The sequence below is a fragment of the Anaerosporobacter mobilis DSM 15930 genome, assembly GCF_900142955.1.
In the GTDB taxonomy this organism is placed as follows: Bacteria; Bacillota; Clostridia; order Lachnospirales; family Lachnospiraceae; genus Anaerosporobacter; species Anaerosporobacter mobilis.
This window is the reverse complement of sequence record NZ_FRCP01000025.1, coordinates 68,440-88,391: the sequence shown is the minus strand read 5'-3', so window position 1 is coordinate 88,391 and position 19,952 is coordinate 68,440. Positions and strand designations below refer to the sequence as shown.

Genomic DNA, 19,952 nt, shown 5'->3' with positions numbered 1-19,952 from the left:
CATGTCCCGAGGTACCCCATCTCATCGTTGAGGCAACCCCGTTTATCCTCGTCGACAGTAGAAAATGAAATAGAAAATACCGCGAAATCATCTTCGCATTCAGACCTAGATAGGGCATTAAACCGCCCCGTCTCAGGTCTGTTTTTTTACCCATTTCAGACCAGACCACGCAACGCTTCTAAAATTAAACATTAGAAAAATCCCTGAAGAAATACAGAAAAATCAAGCATCCCAGCTCTTATGACTTCCTTGAGAGAAAGAAGAAAGAACAGAAAAAGAGGAAGAAAAGAGAAGAAAAAAGATAGAAGAAATTATGAACGAAAAACGCAATCTTTGAAGATTATTGTGGATAACTGCAATGAAGATAGACCTCGTTGGTGGATAAATGAAATTGCCCCTACGAGGCGAAAGAGAGTTACCCGATGACAGGACAGAAAGCCTCGGATGCCCATTTTATAAGGGTTTCCGAGGTTTCTTTGTGGTTTGTGGCTCTAGTTTGGCTCTGTTTGTTAGAGGAATAATGTAGGTTAACTAGAGAAATCATTATGATTTTTATGATATTTCCAGTGGTGGTTCCATATTTTATTATATAATTTAGAATTATCTCCGAATGGATTGTCTTCACATGCCATTTCATATAGAAAAGCCCCTATATTATTAAGCAAATCTTCAACTTCTTTATCACAGTCTACTAGTGCATCTAACATATCTGTATTGTTTTTGTCAGCAAGAAAAGCGTCAATAATGTTATCTGAATCCATTTTTAAATTTTCTAAAGATTTACGGTTGGCGGTAAATCCTTTTTCTTTGCGTACACCGTCTCGACACCATTTATGCACTATCACTGGATCAAGTGTTTCTAATTGATACGCATAGTCGTATGCTTCATACATTTGTTGTCTGATACTAGAAACTATGGTTTCACATATTGTTTGGTAGCTTTCGGAAATATGTTGAGCACCTTCATTAATTTTCTTTAACAGATAAACAGAAGTTTCAACATCAAATGGATATGATGATAGAGTACCATCTTTTAAGTTTGATATATTATGATTTATACTTTCTATTTGATTTACCATGAATAGGAGGATGCATTTGATTAGGTTTGGTGGACATTGAATATAAGAAGAATTGATATATTCTGATAAAGGTATATGTATAGTAACACTTTGTTGTTCTTGGATTTTTGAAATGTTATTTCCAATTTGCGAAATTGGATCACACCAGTAACAGTTTTCCGTTTCATTATCAACAACGAAGAGGATAGTAGTATCGTTTTGTTGTCTCCAATAATTTATAGTTGATAGCTTTATTGGAACTGAGAAATAACCGTCTTTAATACAATCTGTTGATAGACTGTCTTTGCCTTTACACTGAATGTTGAAAAGAAGGGGCTCTGGTTTGAAATTATTAATTATCTGTGCGCGCATATCAATACCCAAATCGACGGATTCATCTATTGGATTTACAATAGAAAATTGACCAAGTATTTTTTTTAGTATATCTGTAGCTTTATTGCCTTTCATTTTATTTATGCTGTAAGTTGGTAATTGTGTCATTGCTTTTCCTCCTTATGAATTTATTATGGCAGCATCTTTACAGTAATTCCAGTAGTTCCCTTCTTCACAACTATATTATCATCTACTAGATGATTCTTGATTTCTTCTATATTGCTTGTCGTTTCATCTATGTCTTTCTGATGTTGTTCTTTATCACTATATCCATGGTTGTCGTTCTCTATACTTTCCTGCAATTTCTTTACCTTTAAGTAAGTGCATAGTTTGTCATTGATTGCATAACTTTTAAACGATATTTTCATTGTGGAAGGGATATAGTTACCGTTCGCATCTTTCTCTGCCTCAAAGTTCATATCTACTTGTTCATCCATTTTAAACAGTAAAGAAAGTACATCGGATACCGTGCTTATGTCGAAGTCCATAAAAAGGTTAATGCTGATACCTAGTGCATTTGCTATCTTAAGTAACTGGTCTGGTTTCGGATTACGGATACCAGATTCATATTTTTTGATTGTGGCAGAATTGATGCCAGATAAACGTCCAAGAAATTCTTGCGATATTCCACGCATTTTTCTAAAATATCTGATTTTCTCACCAGTGGTCATATCATTATCCTCCATGTTTTATCATTTAATATTTGTATTCTATCATATAAGGACACATTTGTGTATAAAAAGTTTTTAGAAGTACTTGACGGACACAAAAGTGTACTGTATAATACGAATTACGAAAGAACACTTTTGTGTACCAAAGACAAACCAAGAAAGGAGAAAACAATATGGAGAATACGATGAAAATGTACATTACCGCAGATGAAGTTGCAGAACTTCTTGGAGTATCCAGAGGATATGCATATAAAGTGATTCGTGGATTAAATAACGAGTTGGAATCAAAGGGTTTCAGAGTGATTTCGGGAAAAGTCCCAATGAAATATTTTCAGGAAAAATTCTATGGAATGGTATTGGCATAAGCGAGATAAGAGAAGGGAGTTGATAGAGTGCCAGCTACAAGGGACGGTAAGCTGTGGCGTAGCCAATTTTATTATGAGGATTGGCAGGGAATACGCCATAAGAAGAATAAGAGGGGGTTCAAGACTAAAGGAGAGGCAGATGAGTGGGAAAGAAATTTCCGTCAGCAACAGCAAAAGGACTTAGATATTAACTTTGAAAATTTTGTTGAGATTTATTTTCAAGATATGGAAAACCGCTTGCGAGAAAGTACGATTATCAATAAAAGGTACGTGTTTGATTTGAAAGTAACACCATATTTCAAAAACAAGAAGATATGTGAGATTAAAACTTCTGATATTAGAGCATGGCAGAATATCTTGATAAAAAAGGGATACGCAGCCACTTATTTAAAGAGTATAAACAACCAATTGGCAGCACTTTTCAATTATGCAGTTAAGTATTACGATTTGAGAGATAATCCTTGCAGAAAGGCAGGAAGTATTGGAAAGAGCAGAGCAGAAGAAATGGATTTCTGGACAAAGCAGGAGTTCAAAGAGTTTCTTCCCGCTATAACTGAAAAGCCAGAGGCAAGAATGGCGTTTCTCCTTCTGTATTGGACAGGCATGAGAATAGGGGAATTGCTTGCTCTCACGTATGATGATATTAATTTGGACAAGCAGATTATCACAATTAACAAGTCATATCAGCGTATCAATGGCAAGGATATGATTACACCGCCTAAGACACCAAAAAGCAATCGTAAAGTGACAATTCCACTGTTTTTAGCAGAAGAGTTAAGTGAGTATTGCAGTATGTTATATGGAATTACATCAAAGGAAAGAATGTTTCGATTTACAAAGTCGCTTATGGAACATGAGATGGTAAGAGGAATCAAAAAAACAGGTGTAAAACGAATTAGATTGCATGATTTAAGGCATTCCCATGCCTCATTACTTGTAGAGATGGGATTTCAGCCATTGGCAATTGCAGAGAGATTAGGTCATGAGAAGATTGAAACCACATTAAATACCTATTCACATTTATATCCTAACAAACAGGCAGAATTGGCAGACCAGTTGGAGATTGCCAATGGAAAGGAGGCGTAATCATGAGTGGAGTACACAAATATCCAACAATCAGTTTTCGTATATCTCCAAGAGAGCGTGATGAAATTGAGGCAAAGATTACAGCCAGTGGAATGCAGAAGAAAGATTATTTTATACGTTCCTGTATCTATAACAAAGTATGCGTAGTTGGAAAAAAGGAAGTGATTTATCAGTTGGTTGAGGAGTTGCAGATTATGCAGGGTAATATTACAGACGTTGTAAGTCAGTTTGAACAGCAGGAAGTCACATTGTCAGACGAGGGACTTAAGCAAATGAGGAACGATTGTTTGGATATGCTCAAAGCCATTCTATGGTTGTTAGATGGTGCAAAATATCTGTGGCAGGAAACAGGAGCCTAATAAAGAAATAAGCCCCAACAGCGGTAACTGTTAGGACTTGTGATAACTGGTAAAATCTCTGTTATCTATGTATTCACAAGACAAGTATAGCAGAGGTTTTCCAGAGTATCAATGAGATTTTTACGAATGGAGGACTTCATGGAAGAACAGAAAACAGAATTAAAACTAATCAGAATGTCAGAAGTGCAGTCACAGGAAATAGAGTGGCTGTGGTATCCATTTATTCCATACGGAAAGCTGACAATTATTCAAGGAGACCCAGGGGAGGGAAAGACCACATTGGTTTTAAATATAGCCTCTAAATTATCAAATGGAATAGGTATTGATGAAACGATGCAAGTGTCCGAACCCATGAATATTATTTATCAGACTGCAGAAGATGGACTGGCAGATACGGTCAAGCCAAGACTTGAAACCGCAGGAGCAGATTGCGAAAGAATTGCAGTCATTGACGAAAGTGAAAAGTCGCTTTCTATGGTGGATGAAAGATTGGAAGAGGCGATTCTAAAGACCAATGCACGATTACTTATTTTAGACCCAATACAAGCCTATCTGGGTGGTGGAATGGATATGAACCGAGCCAATGAGGCAAGGGACATGACAAAGAAGTTGGGACTTCTGGCAGAAAAATATAAATGTGCCATTCTTCTTATCGGTCACATGAATAAAGCCGCAGGAAATAAGGCGGCATATAGAGGCATGGGGTCTATTGATTTCTTTGCAGTAGCAAGAAGTGTTCTGCTTGTTGGCAGAGTGGAAGGTCAGCTTAATACCAGAGCCGTTGTACAGATAAAAAATAATCTTGCCCCTTTTGGACATTCCAAGGCGTTTGAATTAGAAGATGGAGGTTTTCATTGGGGAGGAGATTATGAGATTACAGCAGATGAATTGCTAGGGGGATTCGCACCAAAGGTAAATAAATTGGAACAGGCAAAACAATTACTTCAAGAATTAGCAGAAACCAATCGTATTATGCAGAGCAATGAAATTTTTAATCTTGCTGATAAAGAAGGTATTTCAAAGAGAACATTGGAAAATGCAAAGAAAGAAATGTGTATCAGAGCTAAGAAAATTAATAATTCTTGGTATTGGGAACTAGATAAAATAAAGTCACAGTAGAGAAGAACGCAACAATGCAGACTATATAGAATTTGCGGAGATGAACATTGCAAGGTTGCAAAAACTATAGACATTACATTGTTGCGGTCTTGAAAAGGAGATAGGAAAAATGAAACAGGTACAGATACCAGAACAATTATTTTTTGACCTTGTAAAGTATCACTTGCTTGATATGGAAGATAGATTACCAGAAATTAAAAAGGGATTGACGGATAAGATGGATGCGATAGTTATGCGTGAATTATATTCCAAATATAAAACAGCACCAACAACAGAAGAAAAGGAAAAGGCTAGAAAGGAATATTTGGATAGACGTGGAGTGTCAGAGAGTTTCCGTTGGTAAATTCTTTCTTAACCGCTAGTAGCAACGGCGTGTTACGCATTTGCGTTATGTAGACAAGGAGAAATGTTGAATGTGAAACATAAAGTTTCAATAAAGGATATGTTGAATGTACAACGCTTTGAAAAGACAGGAGGCAGAATATGATTATACAACCCAAGTATGGAAGCCGGAATGTGAGTGATAGTTACTATAGATTTGAAACCAGAATGATTGAAAAAATGAATACAGTTCTGGGAGATATTGAATTAACGAGTGCAGAGGAAAAGACGTTGATATGGCTTGCTGGTTGGGAGGAATGCACGATAGACACTTTGGTGTCAGTTATTGAAAAAGTGGCGCGGAAACGAGCAGAAGAAGTGGACGGATACGTCCAAAATAAAAGAGAATGTCGTGGCAATCCAAAGGCAGAGAACTGACAGTATAAAGCCCTCGGCGTTTGAGAGCGAAATACACCCATCGCACAAACTTCGTTTATGCATTAGGATATTTCGCGATTGCATCGAGCTAAGTGCCATGATGAAGTAAGGGAGGAAGTGCCTATCGCAAGAAATTCATTTATTCAAATGTCCAAGCTGACAAATCTAAAAGGCAGAATAAATTATATTTCCAGTCATATAAGACAGGAGAATTTGTATGCCGTATATGAAACTACAGACAGAAAGTTTTGGAGAGAACTTGCCAAATGTAATCAAGAGGATTTTTCAAAAAGTGAAACGAAAGGTAAGTGCATAGAGGCAAGAGAATTGATTATTGCATTGCCAGAAAGTTTTGTGGAGTATCAGCCAGATATGTTATTGAAAGTATTTACGAAACATTTCAAACAAAAGTATGGTGTTGAATGTATTTCTGCTCTGCATCACAACAAACGCAAGACAAACTATCATATTCATTTGCTTTTCTCAGAACGGAGATTGCTTGATGAACCAATCGAAAAGGTTGCAACGAGAAATATGTTTTATGATGAAAACGGAAAGCATGTCCGCACAAAAAAAGAGATTACTGGTGAAAATGGACAGTTACGAGTTGGCTGTAAAATTATCCAAAAGGGTGAAGTGTACGAGCGTAAGATATTTGGAGTAAAGGATACTCAATTTAAAAGCGAGGAATTTTTGGAAGAAGTGAAACACTCTTATACAGAGTTAATCAATATTTATGTGAAAGATAGTAAGGAACAATTACAAGTTTTTGATAAGAATGGAGCGCATCTGCCCATGAAAAAGATTGGCAAAAAAAACCCCAAGACAGAACAAATGGTGGCAGATAATGAAATGCGTAAGAAGTGGAATCAGACAGTAGACAGAGCTTTTTTGAGCGGAATACCAGAGAAACAGGTTTTGCAGGTGAAAAATACTGAAATATCAAGAAAGACGAAAGAGTCATTCGAACAGTTTGGAAGTCAGCCTCAATTATTTGCAACAATTATTTTAATGGCAATTGCTATATTGGAACGTATGATTACAAAGATTATTAATCTAGTATACCAGAACTTAAATAAAGAGAAAGTGCAGAGAAAGAAGTTAGTTGTGATGGAACAACAGAATTTAGTTACACAACAGAGTGATTCAACAGTAAGTGAGCGAACAAGGGTGGAATCAGCTGAAAGAATGCCAATTCCAGAAAAGCCTAGAATGACACCGTTAGCAAAGAAATATGTATCACTTTCTGAAATAAATGAAAAGCTGAAAACACAGAATACAGCAATCTTTCAAAGAGAGCAACAGCTTAATAGAGTGGAGCAGGAACTAGCGGGTACAAAAGGGATTTTTAAAGGCAGACAACGCAAGGAGTTGCAGGAACAGATTGACGGATTAAAGAGGCAGATTGATAGTATGAAACAGTATTTTTCAAGTATTGTACGTAATCATGGATATAAGAACATAAAGGAATTTCTGACAGAGTATTCTACAGCAAAGGCAGAGTATGCGGATTACCAAAGGGCGTTTGATGATTGGAAAAAGAAATATGCAACAAGAAGAGAAACAGATATTATAAGTGAACGACAGGAGTTTTATAGAGAACAAGAAAAGGAACTGGATAATGGTACACAACGAATTGATAATCATTCAAGAGTTAGAGGGAGAAGGGCAAGATAATGTAGGATAAAAGGAATGTATAGATTATTGGATTTGTCGCACCAGTGGTGCGAGATTTGAGGTAAGAATGAAATTAAGAGGTGATACATAGAAAGTAATATACTATACTTTAATTGTATGTTTTATAGATGGAAAACACAGCGATGTTATGTTTTAGAGTAACATTGCTGTGTTTTTTGTTGGGGAAATAAAGGTTTTTCTTTGATGAAATGTTTTGTAGTACGCTTTGAATTGTGAAATAGATAACTGTACTAAGATTTATATTCTCTATTTGAAACAATACAAGGAAAAAGAAGATAAAGGCATATGAATATGTGCAAGGGTTTAGTTCAAAAGATAAAGAAAGTAGTCTGATTCTAGAAAAAACACATGAATTAAGAATGAAGTTTGCAAGGAGATTCTTTAAGAGTAAAGCACCTGTATAGCAGAAAAAAAAGGCTATGCAGGTGTCTTACTAATCAAATAGTAGATTTAGAAGTTTTGAACATGATTGAAAACCATATGCAAAGGAATCAGCCATGCTATATCCGATTCCCTCTAATCGTTTGGCTGAAAGCTCTCTGAATTTGATTACCTGTTCAGATGTGAGAGTAGAAGAAAAAGCCTCTTCTTCTTTGTGAAATTCTTTCCAGAATTCCGATGTTTCCGTGGACAGATAACATTCGATAGATGGGTGATGAACGTTGTAGAATTTAAGAATATTCTTTGCTTTGGTAGTAGTATTGGTGTCATTAGTAGGAATGAAAGCTCCTAATTTCTGCCCGTCAATTAAACCAGCTAAATAATTTAGTGTGTTGTATTTCATATGGAAGGAATCATTTAGTGAAAGATAGTAGTCAATAAAGGCTTTTTGCTCGTCGGAGAGATTAAGAGAAAGATATTTTTCTTCAACATGATCTAGTTCAGTGGTAAGTAACTGATAGTTTTGGTCTTTTTCGACTAATTCAAATAAGGTTTTTTCTTTAATCTTATTAAGTTTGCAGTTGAATTTTTCATTGAGCAACTTGTTGTGCATAAAAAATCTCCTTTCTAACCATAATTATAAGAAATTCAATAATGATTGACATCTGGTGAATGTCAAATTGTAATCTATTTTAACATATAATCTTAATATTGACAATTACTAAATGTCAAAAATGTTTAAATGGGGTGTTAATATGTATAAAAATCGTGCTGAAAATGGATTGAATAATATTTGTGGTAAGAAAATCAAAGAGATTAGAGAGTCACTTCCAGAAACAACATCACAAAAGAAGTTAGCAGATATGCTACAGATTGAAGGTTTGGACTTGGATAAGAATGCAATTCAAAGAATAGAGAGTGGACAAAGATTTGTGACAGATATTGAACTTAAGGGAATTGCAAAAGTGTTGAAGGTAGAATATAAAATTTTATTAGAAGATGAAAGATAATATAGATTGAGGTGTTATATATGAATGGAGTGAAAAATTTTGAAAATGCAAAATAATACTATATACGGTTGCAGAGTGGTTAAGATTGATGGGATAGATGTCAATTTTCTTTCAGAATTAAGTATAGATGAAACGTATACTACAAAGATTATAATAAAGGATGTCGAAAGAAATTGCTATAGTTTAATAAAAGATAAAGAAAAGGTAGTAATTATCATGAAAATAGATGGAGAGTATTTGACAGTTATTACAAGTTATTTGCTAGAAAAATCGTTTAGGCATTGCAACAATAGGGATTTGGAGACAGGGATAACATTGAGTTATAGGTCTTCCACATTACTAGTGGGGTATGTTCCTAAAGCAGGAGTTGAAATTGCATTTGATGGATTTTCATGTGAGATAACGGAATGTATTGAAATGTTAGGGCTTTACCCTTTTGTAATTGAAAATAAAGATAATTATTTATCGAAGATAGATATGAATATATCAGGAGATGTAAAGTATAAATTTGCAGGACGAGGTTTTTCCTGTTTCGTTGCACCTATAATTAAGAAAAAGCGTGAAGGTATGAATATATCTATGTATGGCAAAATACAGTTCGATGATGGAAGTGAAAAATCATTAGATGAAATAAAACAACTGTTAAGAAAAGTAATTTTATTTTTTGAAATTTTATCTGGAGAAACTATTACAGTGTTGGAGGCATATTTAAACTTAAAAAATAGCTCATTTGAATATATTGGAGCTAGTAATTTTTCTAAAAGTGAACTTTCACATATGAACAATTGGATAGACACTAGATCTTATTTAAGAAAAAGTTTGTTTAAAGCATCAGATTTTGGACAGAGTATAGAACAAGCGATTGACAAATTCTTGATTTTAGAACAAGAGAATAATTTAGCGTTTAAGGCATATAAACAGATATTATTGGATGAAGAAATAAATCTTAATACATATAACAAGTTTTTGAAGATAATGCAAGTGGTAGAAGGATATCAGCGAGCTAAAGTTGATGAAGAAGAACAGCGTAGATTTGATGAACAAAAAGATCGAATAATATCTATACTGGAAACGAATGACCAAAATTTTGTTAAAAAATATACCACATATAATGGACAAAATTTTCGAAAATGTTTAAATACGTTTACATATGATAGTATGAAACTTATTTCAGATATTTCGAAAACAAAAGCACGAGATACAAGCAAGGAAGTAATTGACAGAATTATTAATGATCGTGATGTATATACACATGCCTCCAAGGAACTTGAACCTCAGCTTACTTCTGATGAAATGAGTGTAATTAATTATTGTTATAAAACTTTTTTTAGAATTCTAATTCTGAGCAATATGGGGATGGAAACAAGCATAATAAGGAAAAGATTGTTTTTTGAACGAAGGTTTCGGGACTATTATGAGAAGATATTTGGAATTGAAATTGAGAGCTATGATTTAGAGGATAATATGGGTGAATTTGATTCTGCAATGTGGGGGTATGATGTATAAGTCTGATTAATTCAATTATTGTAATTGTAGATTATTTATATTAATGGAGGTTCATATATGTTAAAAATATTACCTTTGAAAAAAGTAGATTCAAAATGGATTGTGTAATGGAATGGTAAAAAATAATTGATTTTTTGCAACAATGAGCAATGCGAAGTTATGAACTTCCTATTACTGAAAAACAAATATCTGGTATATAATTCAAGTGTATGAATAGAGGTTTATAATATGACAATGACTAAAAAAATCAGGACTGTACTTTTTGAAAGAGATATGACAATTAAAGAGTTGGCAGAAAAAATTAGGACTAATGGTAATAACCTTAGTAATAAATTAGCACGTGATAATTTTTCAGAAAAAGAATTACGTGAGATAGCAGAGGCGTTGGATTGTGAATATGATGGGATTTTTACTTTGAGGGATAGTGGGAAGAAAATATAAATGATTTTAGTGAAAGTATATTGAGTGGAGATTGAATGATGAATATTATCAGAAATTCAGCGAAAGAAATTATATTGAAGGTTAATAGGAGTTAGCATATGACAGATTTTGTTAATCTATATAGGGGAATTGTAGCTAATATTTCACCAATAGAGTTTGAAAAATATTGCTTTAATATTTTGAAATGTTATGCTGAAAAGGAGAATTTGAAAGAATTTTCGATTATACATGATAAAAAAATTGAATCATGTGATGGAATATACCAAATAGATATATATGCTGAATTCACAGCTTTAAATGTCAAATTTAGAGTTATTACAGAATGTAAGCGTTATAAGAATTCGATAGAGCGTGAAAAAATAGTTGTATTAGCAGATAAAGTGAAAAGCATTGGTGCACAAAAAGGGATTCTAATATCAACATCGGGATTTCAGAGTGGAGCTATTAAATATGCGAAAGAACATGGAATAACATTACTACAAATTATTGACAAAGATGTTATACATATTCAAAATTCTGTTGAAGTTAAGAAAGACATAATGTATAAAATGGAAAAGGAATTATTTCTTCATATGCCCCAATTTTATGCGTATGAATGGGATGAGTATGACTTCCCATCAATAAAGATATATCCATCAGAGCAGTTTGTAAGGAATACACAGAAGAAAATTGTAGAAAAATATAAATACAAATTTGAATAATAAGGGTAAAACAGGGTTTTGTGGATAAAATAGTGGCTCTAATAATTTTAGACAAGAAAAATTGAATTGAAAAATACAGATAATATGATGAAAAAGAAACACAAAAGTGTACCTAAAATCATAAGAATTACATATTCCACTCCAGAATTTGAGTAGTAAGTAAGCCCTAGAAATGGCGTATTTATGCCGATTCTGGGGCTTTTCTGCGAGTGTGATAATTCTGATACGTGAAATTAGAATAGTAGTATATATTCCCCTATTTTGATAGACGAACATTCATTAAGCTCATTATATGATAACGTAGTAAAATGAATAGGTAAATTATATTGAAATTGTAAGAAGGTACCTACTTTGTTCTTAATAGAAAATATTAACTGATAATTTCTTTTAAGTTTTCCAGAATCATATAATATTAATATATCTATATCATTAGCTTGTTCTTTATAAATAAACGAGCCAAATAGGTAGATAGATACATCGATATCATCGATATTTTCCAAAGAAAATAGCATTTCCTTCATCATCTTTTTTAATGTACTTATATGGTTCATTCCAGGTTAATGCTCCTAATAATTCATTCATAACAAATATTCCTACATGTTGTTCTTTTGCAGCCATCTTAGCTTGATTGGTATAACCATTCCAGTTAGATATTGTTACAATACCTTGAATATTTGGATATTCGTCCATTATTTCATAGTAATCAGAAAGACCAATAGTATAATGGTTTGTTACAACAACTTCAAAAGTGGGCATATCGTGACGGTGTATTATGTAATGGTAATTCTCTATTTTTTCTAATCTTTTGGTTGCTGAATGATTAGGTATAGCCTTTTCAAAAAAACGGACACTCTCTGGGCGTGGATATCTAGAGTAGTCAACGTACATATTATTCAGCCTCCTTATAAATCATTTTTTCGAAGTCTAAAGGAAAACATGGAACAGCTTCAGAATCTTGTCGTTCAATTTGATTTCTTTCAAACGCATTTGCATGTATTTTAAATTTATAGAAAATATCACATTCATATTGTGACAAAATATTCATATTATCCTCTAGAAGTGAGATTATATAATTGTTATTGGGTATTATTGTATTTGCCTTAATTGATATCCAAGTTTCAGAAGAAGTAGATATGGGATTACTTAATGCAATTAATGAGTTTGGTCCATATTGCATTAGCAGTTGTTTGTTTTCTGATAATATTTTTTTTATGCATGCAAAAATTTCTTTTTTGGTATTCAAAGGATTTAATTCAAATGGTTTTACCAATTTGGAGGCAGTCTTTATTTTTTTGCTATTGACAGGGGAAAATAAATAAATAGGTGTGTCGGATAACTTAGAAAAAAGTAGTTCAAATCCATTTTTTTGATCTTCATTTAAATCAATTATTTCCCGTCCTTCTAATCCATGAGGTAAAAGTGTTGAAATAGAAGTAGTAGAGAGTGGCAAAAATGTAACTAGTAAATATTTGTTATCCATTCTTAAAATTTCATCATTAATAATTCGATATTCTTTTCCTACACCGCCCTCAAAATTTTCAGCCTTTTTTTTATAGTTAGGAGTCAATATAATAATAACCTTTTTTGCTACAGGAATAAGTTTTAACATCATTTCATTAAAATCTATAGAAGTTTCATTTTGTTTTAATAACATGTCCATAAAACAAGCATATCCTTTTTCACGTAAAAAGTTGGCAAAAGATATGACTTGCTCAATATGACTTTGGGTATCCTGTGAATAACTAATTGCAATCTCAGGTTCAATATTTTTCATTGTTATGCTATCCTTTCATTGTTTCATATTGTGGAATTTAATTATCTGAACTTTTACCCTCTAAGGCAATGGCAACTTCAAGTTCTCATTGCGCTATGTCTTGATGGGTTCTAATATATTTGACTTTTTTCTAATGGTCATATTTATCACTACTTTTTACCTTATTATAACCAATAGGATTATAATAATAAATCAAAACATTAACAAATTTATGGAATAATGGTTTTTGTTAACAATAATATTAATAAAAATAAATGAGCTGTATTATGTGATAAAAAATTTATGCAAAGACCCTATAAGGGCGAGTTAGGAAAGACACTTTCGTAAATGGTGTGAATTTTCGAAAAGGAGCACTTCCATAGCGGCATAAGCAGTTGAGGTTAGTTGAAACACTGGTAATTGGTGATGCATATAAAGTTACTCAGAATAGAAAACATGTTGCTGAACAATGAAACTAAACAGATAGAGCTATACGGTGTATTCATGGCTCTATTTTGGCTCTAATAATTTTACATAAGAAAAATTGAATTGAAAAATACAGAGAATATGATGAAAAAGAAACACAAAAGTGTACTTAAAATCATATGAATTACATAATCCGCTCCCGAGTTTGAATAGTAGCGACGAGTCTGGGAAGCCTTATAAATAGGGTGTTCCCGGACTTTTTTCGTTGCTAAGCCCAAGTATTCCATTCTTAGGTAGCAGAGTGATAAATGAATCTTTGTATTGGCATAGGGATCACTTTTGGCAAGGAAATATCTTCAGAATATGCGTTTCTATTGTTATTAGAAATGGCATTGTCATTTGCAGAAGCAAAGTTTTCTAAATATCTGTTGGATATATTGCTGTTTCAAGTTCTGGATCAGTAATCAGTTCTTCCAAAGAAGAATTCAATTGTGACGTGAAAAAGATGAGAGTAATTCTTTGTAAAACCAATCTATTTATGACCGGATCAATATCAGCGAAAGGAGGGAATAGTAACAAGTTGATAGGAGGGCCGAAAATATATCATATTTACAGACAAAGATGGTCACAAGATGCTAAATAGGAAATTATCCGAGTTGCTTAAGTTAGTATTATAAAAGGAAGCACAAGAGAATAAATTTAAGAAATAGAGAAAAACAACAGATAGGAGAATAGATGATAGAGCCGATGAGGAAGGGAATTAATAACTGAGAAGAAGCAGGACATATAAGAAAGCGTCAGCGAGGAACTGAGTGAACATCTTAAGAACGTACGTAAGACTTAGTGAAGTGGAAGATATTGGGATAAAATTCAATGTAGCAGTTGGAGCAAAATAAATATTTGATGATAGAAGATGTAAATAAATATAAAGGAAAGGTGTTGGTTGAAGACATTGTTTCGTTTTCAATTCTAAGTAAATCCCACAATGTACTAAAAATAGGCGCTGGAACAGTAAAACGGACAATTCACTTTAACAATTTAGAAGGAAGCTATTATATCAAATAATTGTGGCAAGTGCAATAAAAATTTGTTATAATTAAAAGAACTATAATAAACACAAAGGAATGAAGAATATGTATCAATATCAAGACTATCTTGAAGCCTATGGGCGAATAATGCAATTTAATAAAAATAAGTCCGAACCGTTTCACAGATGGTATCCTTTTGTGGAGGGGTATTCAAAGGAATTCATTCAATCAATAATTGAAGAATTAGATGAAAAACCTCAGGTTTGTTTAGAACCGTTTTCCGGGAGTGGAACAACAGCACTTGAATTACAGACAATGGGAATTAAATGTTTTTCGTTTGAGGTGAATCCATTGATGTATTTAATTGCTAAGGTTAAGCTTGAAAATGATTATGCAATTGATAAAATTCAACATTATTTTGAATTTATTAAACAAGAGCGAACTAATAGTAACATAGCGGAGGTTAAAACAACATTTAAAACACTATATCAAAAAGAGGGATTGAAAAAATGGAATTACAATGCTTCAGTAGCAATAGCTATCGAAAAAATTCACTTAGCGATAAAATTAATAGATGATGATAAATACATGGAATTATTTACCGTAGCATTAGCGGCAATTCTATTAGATGTTAGTAATTTATATAGAAATGGAAAATGTTTATCTTACAAAAAGAACTGGAAAGATAGAAATATAACTGAAGCAGAGGTTTTTGATAAGTTTGATAAGAAAGTAAACGAAGAATTACTGGTGGACATTAGAAATAATAAAATTATGGCGCTTGTACACAATAAAAAATATTTATATCATGAAGATTCAAGAGTGGGTATTCAGAAGACGGTTACTGATAATTCAATAGATTTGGTTATTACATCGCCACCTTATTTAAATTCTAGGGATTATACGGATACATACATGCTTGAATTAAAAACATTAGAATTGACACATACTAATGAAGAAGTGAGAAAACTTAGAGAAAAAACATTACGTTCTCATGTCCAAATCAAATGGAAAGATACAGCTAGTATAGACAATCAATTATTACATGAAACGCTTAGAGAATTGGAGCGGGCAACTAGAGAGCAAACAATGTGGAATGATTCAATAATAGATATGGTTAGATTATACTTTGTCGATATGAAAAGCATTTTCAGTGTTTTATATAAAAAAATCAGAACGGGTGGAAAGATATATTTTAATGTATCTAATTCAGCATACTATGGAGTTATGATTAACACATTGGAAATATGTGCATCCATAGCTGAAAATGAAGGATTTAAAGTAATTGAAATTAGAAAAGCCAGATACTTAAAAACAAGTCCACAGCAAAAAAATGAAGTGGACAAATTGTTAGAAGGTGTAATTGTAATTGAGAAAGGAATAGATCAATGAATAAATTCTATTTACCAGATATAAAGAAAATAACAATTATTGATTATTCATTGTATAAGTGCCCATTTGTTATTGATTTTAGTTCAAAATTAAATATTGTATTTGGTACTAATGGTACGGGTAAAAGTACATTACTAATGATAATTTTATTTTCAATTATAGGTCCGTATAGAGGTGGGATAAAAACTAAAACAAGAAAAGAACAAAGAAAAGATAATAGACCAATTTATGGAGAGGGATTTTTTAGCGAAAGAAGTACTAAAAACGTTAATGAAGCAAAAGTTATCTCGGAGTTCACAATAAATGAGGATTCATACATTGTACAACATTCATTACAGGATGGAAAGCTATTGGCCGTTACTGTAAATGAAAAAAAACTGGAAGGAAAAATTATTTCATATAGAACATATGAAACAAAATTTACTAGGACCAGAGAAATGGGTGATAATAGTAATTCCGAATTACGTGAATATTTAATTTACTCATATCAAAATTCTATTAAAGATTCAACACACCTTCCAGGTGGTGTTAATACACTAATTAGTATGTTACTTGATGTCATGTTTTTCGATGAAGGAAGAAAATACACATTTTGGAATGCAGATCTTCAGGAGACAATAATAGGTAAATATATTGTAGATGAAGAATACTATGAAGAGTATTGTGAAAAAAAATTGGATACAAAAGCATATGAGAGTGCCTATAAAAAGAAGAGTGAAACATTAAATTATATGAAAACTTTTTTTGAAAATGAAAAAAAGGAATCTGATAAAAGTTTAAAAGAGTTAGATGAAAGAAAAATACGAATTGAATTAAACTCCATTGAGCGAGATATAGAAAATTTAGATAAGGATATTTTAATATCAAAAGCAGATTATAAGCAGAAAAATAATAGACAACTATTCCTTATGCAGGAAATTGAAAAAGTACATGAAACAATAAAAAAACTAGATGAGACATGGTATAATAATTTATTTCCAAATGAGTATAATATATATTATAAAAGATTTTCAAAAAAAATGATGGAAGATGAATGCCCATTATGTGGGAAAACACATAAATTCAACATGAAACTTGAGGACTGCATTTTATGTGAAGAAAATCTGGAAGTGAAAAAATCAATTGATTTAGTTAGTGTAGATATACAGAGAAAGAACCAACAAAATGAGTTGAATAATAAAACTAAAGAAATGGATATACTAAAAAAACAATTGTCGGAAATAAAAAAAATTGTAACAACACAAAAAAATGAATTAGGTAGAAAATATGCAAGAAAGAATGAACTTGAAGTTGAATTAAATGTAGACAAGAATTCATTAGAAGATAGTGATACGAGAAGATTAGATAAGGCTCGTCAAGAAAAAGAGATTGCATTGAGCGTTCTTAATCAATCCAAAGCTGATGAGGAAGAAATGCGAAGTAAAATTGAAAGCAGTTTTGTTCAGAATTTTAAAGAGTTTTCTTTGGCATTTTCAAAGTATTCTAAATCGTTTTTTGGAGAACGTCATTCAGTAAAATTGAGTTTACCGTTTAAAGACAAAGAGAATTCGTCAGAGGATTTGATGATCAAGTTTGAACTTGATGGAAAAGAAAGAAATGAAAGTTATATGCTATCAGAGTCACAAAGAATTTTTACTGATTTAGCATTTAGATTTTCAGTTTTGACAACATTTCATAATAAATCTTTTTTTATGTGTGAAACACCTGATAGTACACTTGATATGTTCCACGAAACTAATGCAGTAAAAACTTTCGAAGAATATATCGAAATGGGGAATAGACTTATATTAACTGCTAATGCGCGCAAAAGTAATCTGATTGCTAAGTTATATGAAAAATACAGCAGTGAAGATATAAATGTGGTAGATTTAACACAAGTATCCAGTCTGGCTTTAGATATTAAAATTAATTTTAATGACTATTTAGGAGGTTTTAATTAATGGATTATATGAAAGAAAAGCTTAAGGAACGTATACTCCTATTTTTGTATGTGATGTCCCTTTATGCAGAAAAAATTAATATGAATACATTTAAAAGATATTTATATCTATATTATTTGTCAGAAAATTTTTTCACGAAAAAAGATGAGGAGATTGTAATTTCAATCGATAAAAGTGACATTAAAATTCCATACTTTGAACAAGTTTTGGATGATTTGTGTTTGCTAGAATTTATAGATGTATTTGAAAATAGTATAATATTAAATGAAGCATTAACAAATAATGTTGAAAAAATGTTAGGAGGTAATGGAGGAGAAACAGGTGAGTTTTATGAGTTATATAGGCAAATTAAACCATTTGTTAATTTATTAAAATCATACGATGATCAATTTGTATTTACTATTTTTTTCTCTGAACCGACCTTCCGCGAGGCAAGTGATAGAGGAATTGATAAATTAAAATCATCGTCAAGCGTATTAACAAAACTACTGAATCAATTCAAGAAGAAACTGGATAATGATAATGTGGATAATTATGATATTTTAACATACTGGATGGATTTTGTATTAAAAAATTATTATAAATTAGGAGAAGGCAATGTTACAAACGAATGAAGATTTTCTTAATTCTGTTAGTTTTATAAGTGAAAATCAGGCGGAGTATAGTATATTGACCGATTTATATATTAGGTGCCCGCAAAAGATATTTTTACTTGAGTTGGTGGAATTGAGCAAAATTAAAGAATTATTTAGCGATGTGGTTCAGACAATAAATCAAAGGTATAAATCGTATGATTTAAGATTATTTGTACTAGAAAATAGTGGGACAGTATCAGATAGTATAATTGAGAGCGTAGCTGGCTCCTCGTTGCAAGATGAGCAAATTATCAATCATGCTATAGATATTTCGCAAAGAAATGATAGTTTTGTATTTGCTAGAACTAGAAATGCATTAGTATTATTGCATAAAGGAAAATTTGATCATAACTTTAAAAATATTTTTGCTGATAAACAAATGTTAATTGAATTAGAGAAAGATAGAAAAGATATAGATCAGTTGGAATGGGTATTTGAGGAGTTCCATCTTCAACGTAAATATAGTAAATGTGAATATATTGTGTCAGGAAAAATTAATAATAATGTATCAGAGCAGCAATTACGTAATCATTTGATTTCATTTTTAGAACAGAAGACAAAATTACATATTGTTACTGAACTATGCACATCAAAAACAAAAGATGAGGAGTCTGTTGATATTGGTGTAATTGATTCTAATAACAGAGTTGCTATAATAGAGGTGAAATTTTTTATTAAACAAGGATATTTTGAAGATGGTAAAAAGAAGGCATACTCACCTAAAAGATTTAAGGATGGATATATGCAATTAAGTCGTTATTGTATTCATCTGAATAAGGATAATTATGATTTACATAGTGCGTTTTTGTACATGTTTTATGCACACTCAAAGACAAAAAATGAAATTCTTGAAGATGCAAAGGCATATTTAGATGAGTATCTGGGGGTTTCAGGAGGAGAATTATGTAGCGAACAGTTTAGAAATCATTATAAAGGGACTATTTGCGATGATATGTTAGATTTGAAATCTATAGTATAAATAATTTTAATGCATAGGGAGAAAAATAGTCAATGTACTTATGTAGATGAACTGCTTAAGTACATTGACTAATAATAATTTATGATAGTGATACGAATATGGTAACCAGTCCGCATCCATTGTATCAATACAGTTTCAAATTATGTGTAAATAGAAAAAATTGATATAATAATTGTGGCTCTTTGTCAAACCTGCTAAGGATTGTCAAGCCCTTATTTTAAATTATTTTATAAAAGTTTCTATAAATTTAGG

General features: G+C 32.0%; 21 protein-coding genes. 15 read left to right on the top strand and 6 right to left on the bottom strand.

Annotated elements, in window-relative coordinates; translation table 11 throughout:
- Nucleotides 1-527: 527 nt before the first annotated feature.
- Entirely contained in the window at nt 528-1,559 is a 1,032-nt protein-coding gene (locus tag BUB90_RS21110) for a DUF4365 domain-containing protein (protein WP_073291214.1), read from the bottom strand.
- Between the two features lie 23 nt (nt 1,560-1,582).
- A complete protein-coding gene (locus BUB90_RS21105) occupies nt 1,583-2,122 on the bottom strand; it encodes a helix-turn-helix domain-containing protein (protein ID WP_073291212.1) in 540 nt (179 codons plus the stop codon).
- A gap of 173 nt (nt 2,123-2,295) precedes the next feature.
- Between BUB90_RS21105 and BUB90_RS21100 the strand changes: the two genes are divergently transcribed.
- From BUB90_RS21100 to BUB90_RS21070, 7 genes are all read left to right on the top strand, one after another.
- Nucleotides 2,296-2,487, top strand: coding sequence for an ICEBs1 excisionase (locus BUB90_RS21100; protein WP_073291209.1), 192 nt, complete (start codon nt 2,296-2,298; stop codon nt 2,485-2,487).
- A 27-nt stretch (nt 2,488-2,514) separates the two neighbouring features.
- Nucleotides 2,515-3,573: a site-specific integrase gene (locus BUB90_RS21095; RefSeq protein ID WP_073291207.1), complete on the top strand. Its 1,059-nt coding sequence runs from the start codon at nt 2,515-2,517 to the stop codon at nt 3,571-3,573.
- A 2-nt stretch (nt 3,574-3,575) separates the two neighbouring features.
- Nucleotides 3,576-3,932, top strand: coding sequence for a plasmid mobilization protein (locus BUB90_RS21090; RefSeq protein ID WP_073291205.1), 357 nt, complete (start codon nt 3,576-3,578; stop codon nt 3,930-3,932).
- 138 nt (nt 3,933-4,070) lie between these two features.
- Entirely contained in the window at nt 4,071-5,051 is a 981-nt protein-coding gene (locus BUB90_RS21085; RefSeq protein WP_073291203.1) for an AAA family ATPase, read from the top strand.
- A gap of 109 nt (nt 5,052-5,160) precedes the next feature.
- A complete protein-coding gene (locus BUB90_RS21080) occupies nt 5,161-5,394 on the top strand; it encodes a complexin-2 (RefSeq protein ID WP_073291201.1) in 234 nt (77 codons plus the stop codon).
- Between the two features lie 140 nt (nt 5,395-5,534).
- On the top strand, nt 5,535-5,810 hold the full coding sequence (locus BUB90_RS23695; protein ID WP_073291199.1) for a hypothetical protein: 276 nt from the start codon (nt 5,535-5,537) through the stop codon (nt 5,808-5,810).
- A 147-nt stretch (nt 5,811-5,957) separates the two neighbouring features.
- Nucleotides 5,958-7,487: a MobA/MobL family protein gene (locus BUB90_RS21070; RefSeq protein WP_456297825.1), complete on the top strand. Its 1,530-nt coding sequence runs from the start codon at nt 5,958-5,960 to the stop codon at nt 7,485-7,487.
- Between the two features lie 454 nt (nt 7,488-7,941).
- Here BUB90_RS21070 and BUB90_RS21065 read toward each other — a convergent pair whose 3' ends face one another.
- Nucleotides 7,942-8,502, bottom strand: coding sequence for a hypothetical protein (locus BUB90_RS21065; RefSeq protein ID WP_073291197.1), 561 nt, complete (start codon nt 8,500-8,502; stop codon nt 7,942-7,944).
- Nucleotides 8,503-8,644: 142 nt separating this feature from the next.
- On the opposite strand from BUB90_RS21065, the gene BUB90_RS21060 reads away from it, so the two are divergent.
- From BUB90_RS21060 to BUB90_RS21045, 4 genes are all read left to right on the top strand, one after another.
- Nucleotides 8,645-8,899: a helix-turn-helix domain-containing protein gene (locus tag BUB90_RS21060; protein ID WP_073291195.1), complete on the top strand. Its 255-nt coding sequence runs from the start codon at nt 8,645-8,647 to the stop codon at nt 8,897-8,899.
- Between the two features lie 45 nt (nt 8,900-8,944).
- Entirely contained in the window at nt 8,945-10,405 is a 1,461-nt protein-coding gene (locus tag BUB90_RS21055; RefSeq protein ID WP_073291193.1) for a HEPN domain-containing protein, read from the top strand.
- A 228-nt stretch (nt 10,406-10,633) separates the two neighbouring features.
- Nucleotides 10,634-10,846: a helix-turn-helix domain-containing protein gene (locus tag BUB90_RS21050; protein ID WP_073291192.1), complete on the top strand. Its 213-nt coding sequence runs from the start codon at nt 10,634-10,636 to the stop codon at nt 10,844-10,846.
- A 98-nt stretch (nt 10,847-10,944) separates the two neighbouring features.
- Entirely contained in the window at nt 10,945-11,547 is a 603-nt protein-coding gene (locus BUB90_RS21045) for a restriction endonuclease (protein WP_073291191.1), read from the top strand.
- A 233-nt stretch (nt 11,548-11,780) separates the two neighbouring features.
- Here BUB90_RS21045 and BUB90_RS24515 read toward each other — a convergent pair whose 3' ends face one another.
- The 3 genes from BUB90_RS24515 to BUB90_RS21030 are packed head-to-tail and all read right to left on the bottom strand — an operon-like array spanning nt 11,781 to nt 13,321.
- Entirely contained in the window at nt 11,781-12,059 is a 279-nt protein-coding gene (locus BUB90_RS24515; RefSeq protein ID WP_408605970.1) for a nucleotidyltransferase domain-containing protein, read from the bottom strand.
- Complete coding sequence (locus tag BUB90_RS21035; RefSeq protein WP_073291189.1) at nt 12,031-12,435, bottom strand: hypothetical protein; 405 nt, start codon at nt 12,433-12,435, stop codon at nt 12,031-12,033. Before BUB90_RS21035 ends, BUB90_RS24515 begins: the two co-directional genes overlap by 29 nt.
- Nucleotide 12,436: 1 nt before the next feature.
- Nucleotides 12,437-13,321 carry a toll/interleukin-1 receptor domain-containing protein gene (locus BUB90_RS21030; RefSeq protein WP_073291188.1) on the bottom strand — a complete coding sequence of 295 codons (885 nt, stop codon included), beginning with the start codon at nt 13,319-13,321 and terminating at the stop codon, nt 12,437-12,439.
- Between the two features lie 1,538 nt (nt 13,322-14,859).
- Between BUB90_RS21030 and BUB90_RS21025 the strand changes: the two genes are divergently transcribed.
- The 4 genes from BUB90_RS21025 to BUB90_RS21010 are packed head-to-tail and all read left to right on the top strand — an operon-like array spanning nt 14,860 to nt 19,700.
- On the top strand, nt 14,860-16,146 hold the full coding sequence (locus BUB90_RS21025) for a TRM11 family methyltransferase (protein WP_084139416.1): 1,287 nt from the start codon (nt 14,860-14,862) through the stop codon (nt 16,144-16,146).
- Complete coding sequence (locus tag BUB90_RS21020; RefSeq protein ID WP_073291184.1) at nt 16,143-18,086, top strand: AAA family ATPase; 1,944 nt, start codon at nt 16,143-16,145, stop codon at nt 18,084-18,086. The genes BUB90_RS21025 and BUB90_RS21020 overlap by 4 nt, the downstream gene beginning before the upstream one ends.
- Nucleotides 18,086-18,700, top strand: coding sequence for a hypothetical protein (locus BUB90_RS21015; RefSeq protein WP_073291182.1), 615 nt, complete (start codon nt 18,086-18,088; stop codon nt 18,698-18,700). Before BUB90_RS21020 ends, BUB90_RS21015 begins: the two co-directional genes overlap by 1 nt.
- Nucleotides 18,684-19,700, top strand: coding sequence for a hypothetical protein (locus BUB90_RS21010; RefSeq protein WP_073291180.1), 1,017 nt, complete (start codon nt 18,684-18,686; stop codon nt 19,698-19,700). Before BUB90_RS21015 ends, BUB90_RS21010 begins: the two co-directional genes overlap by 17 nt.
- The last annotated feature ends 252 nt before the right edge of the window (nt 19,701-19,952 follow it).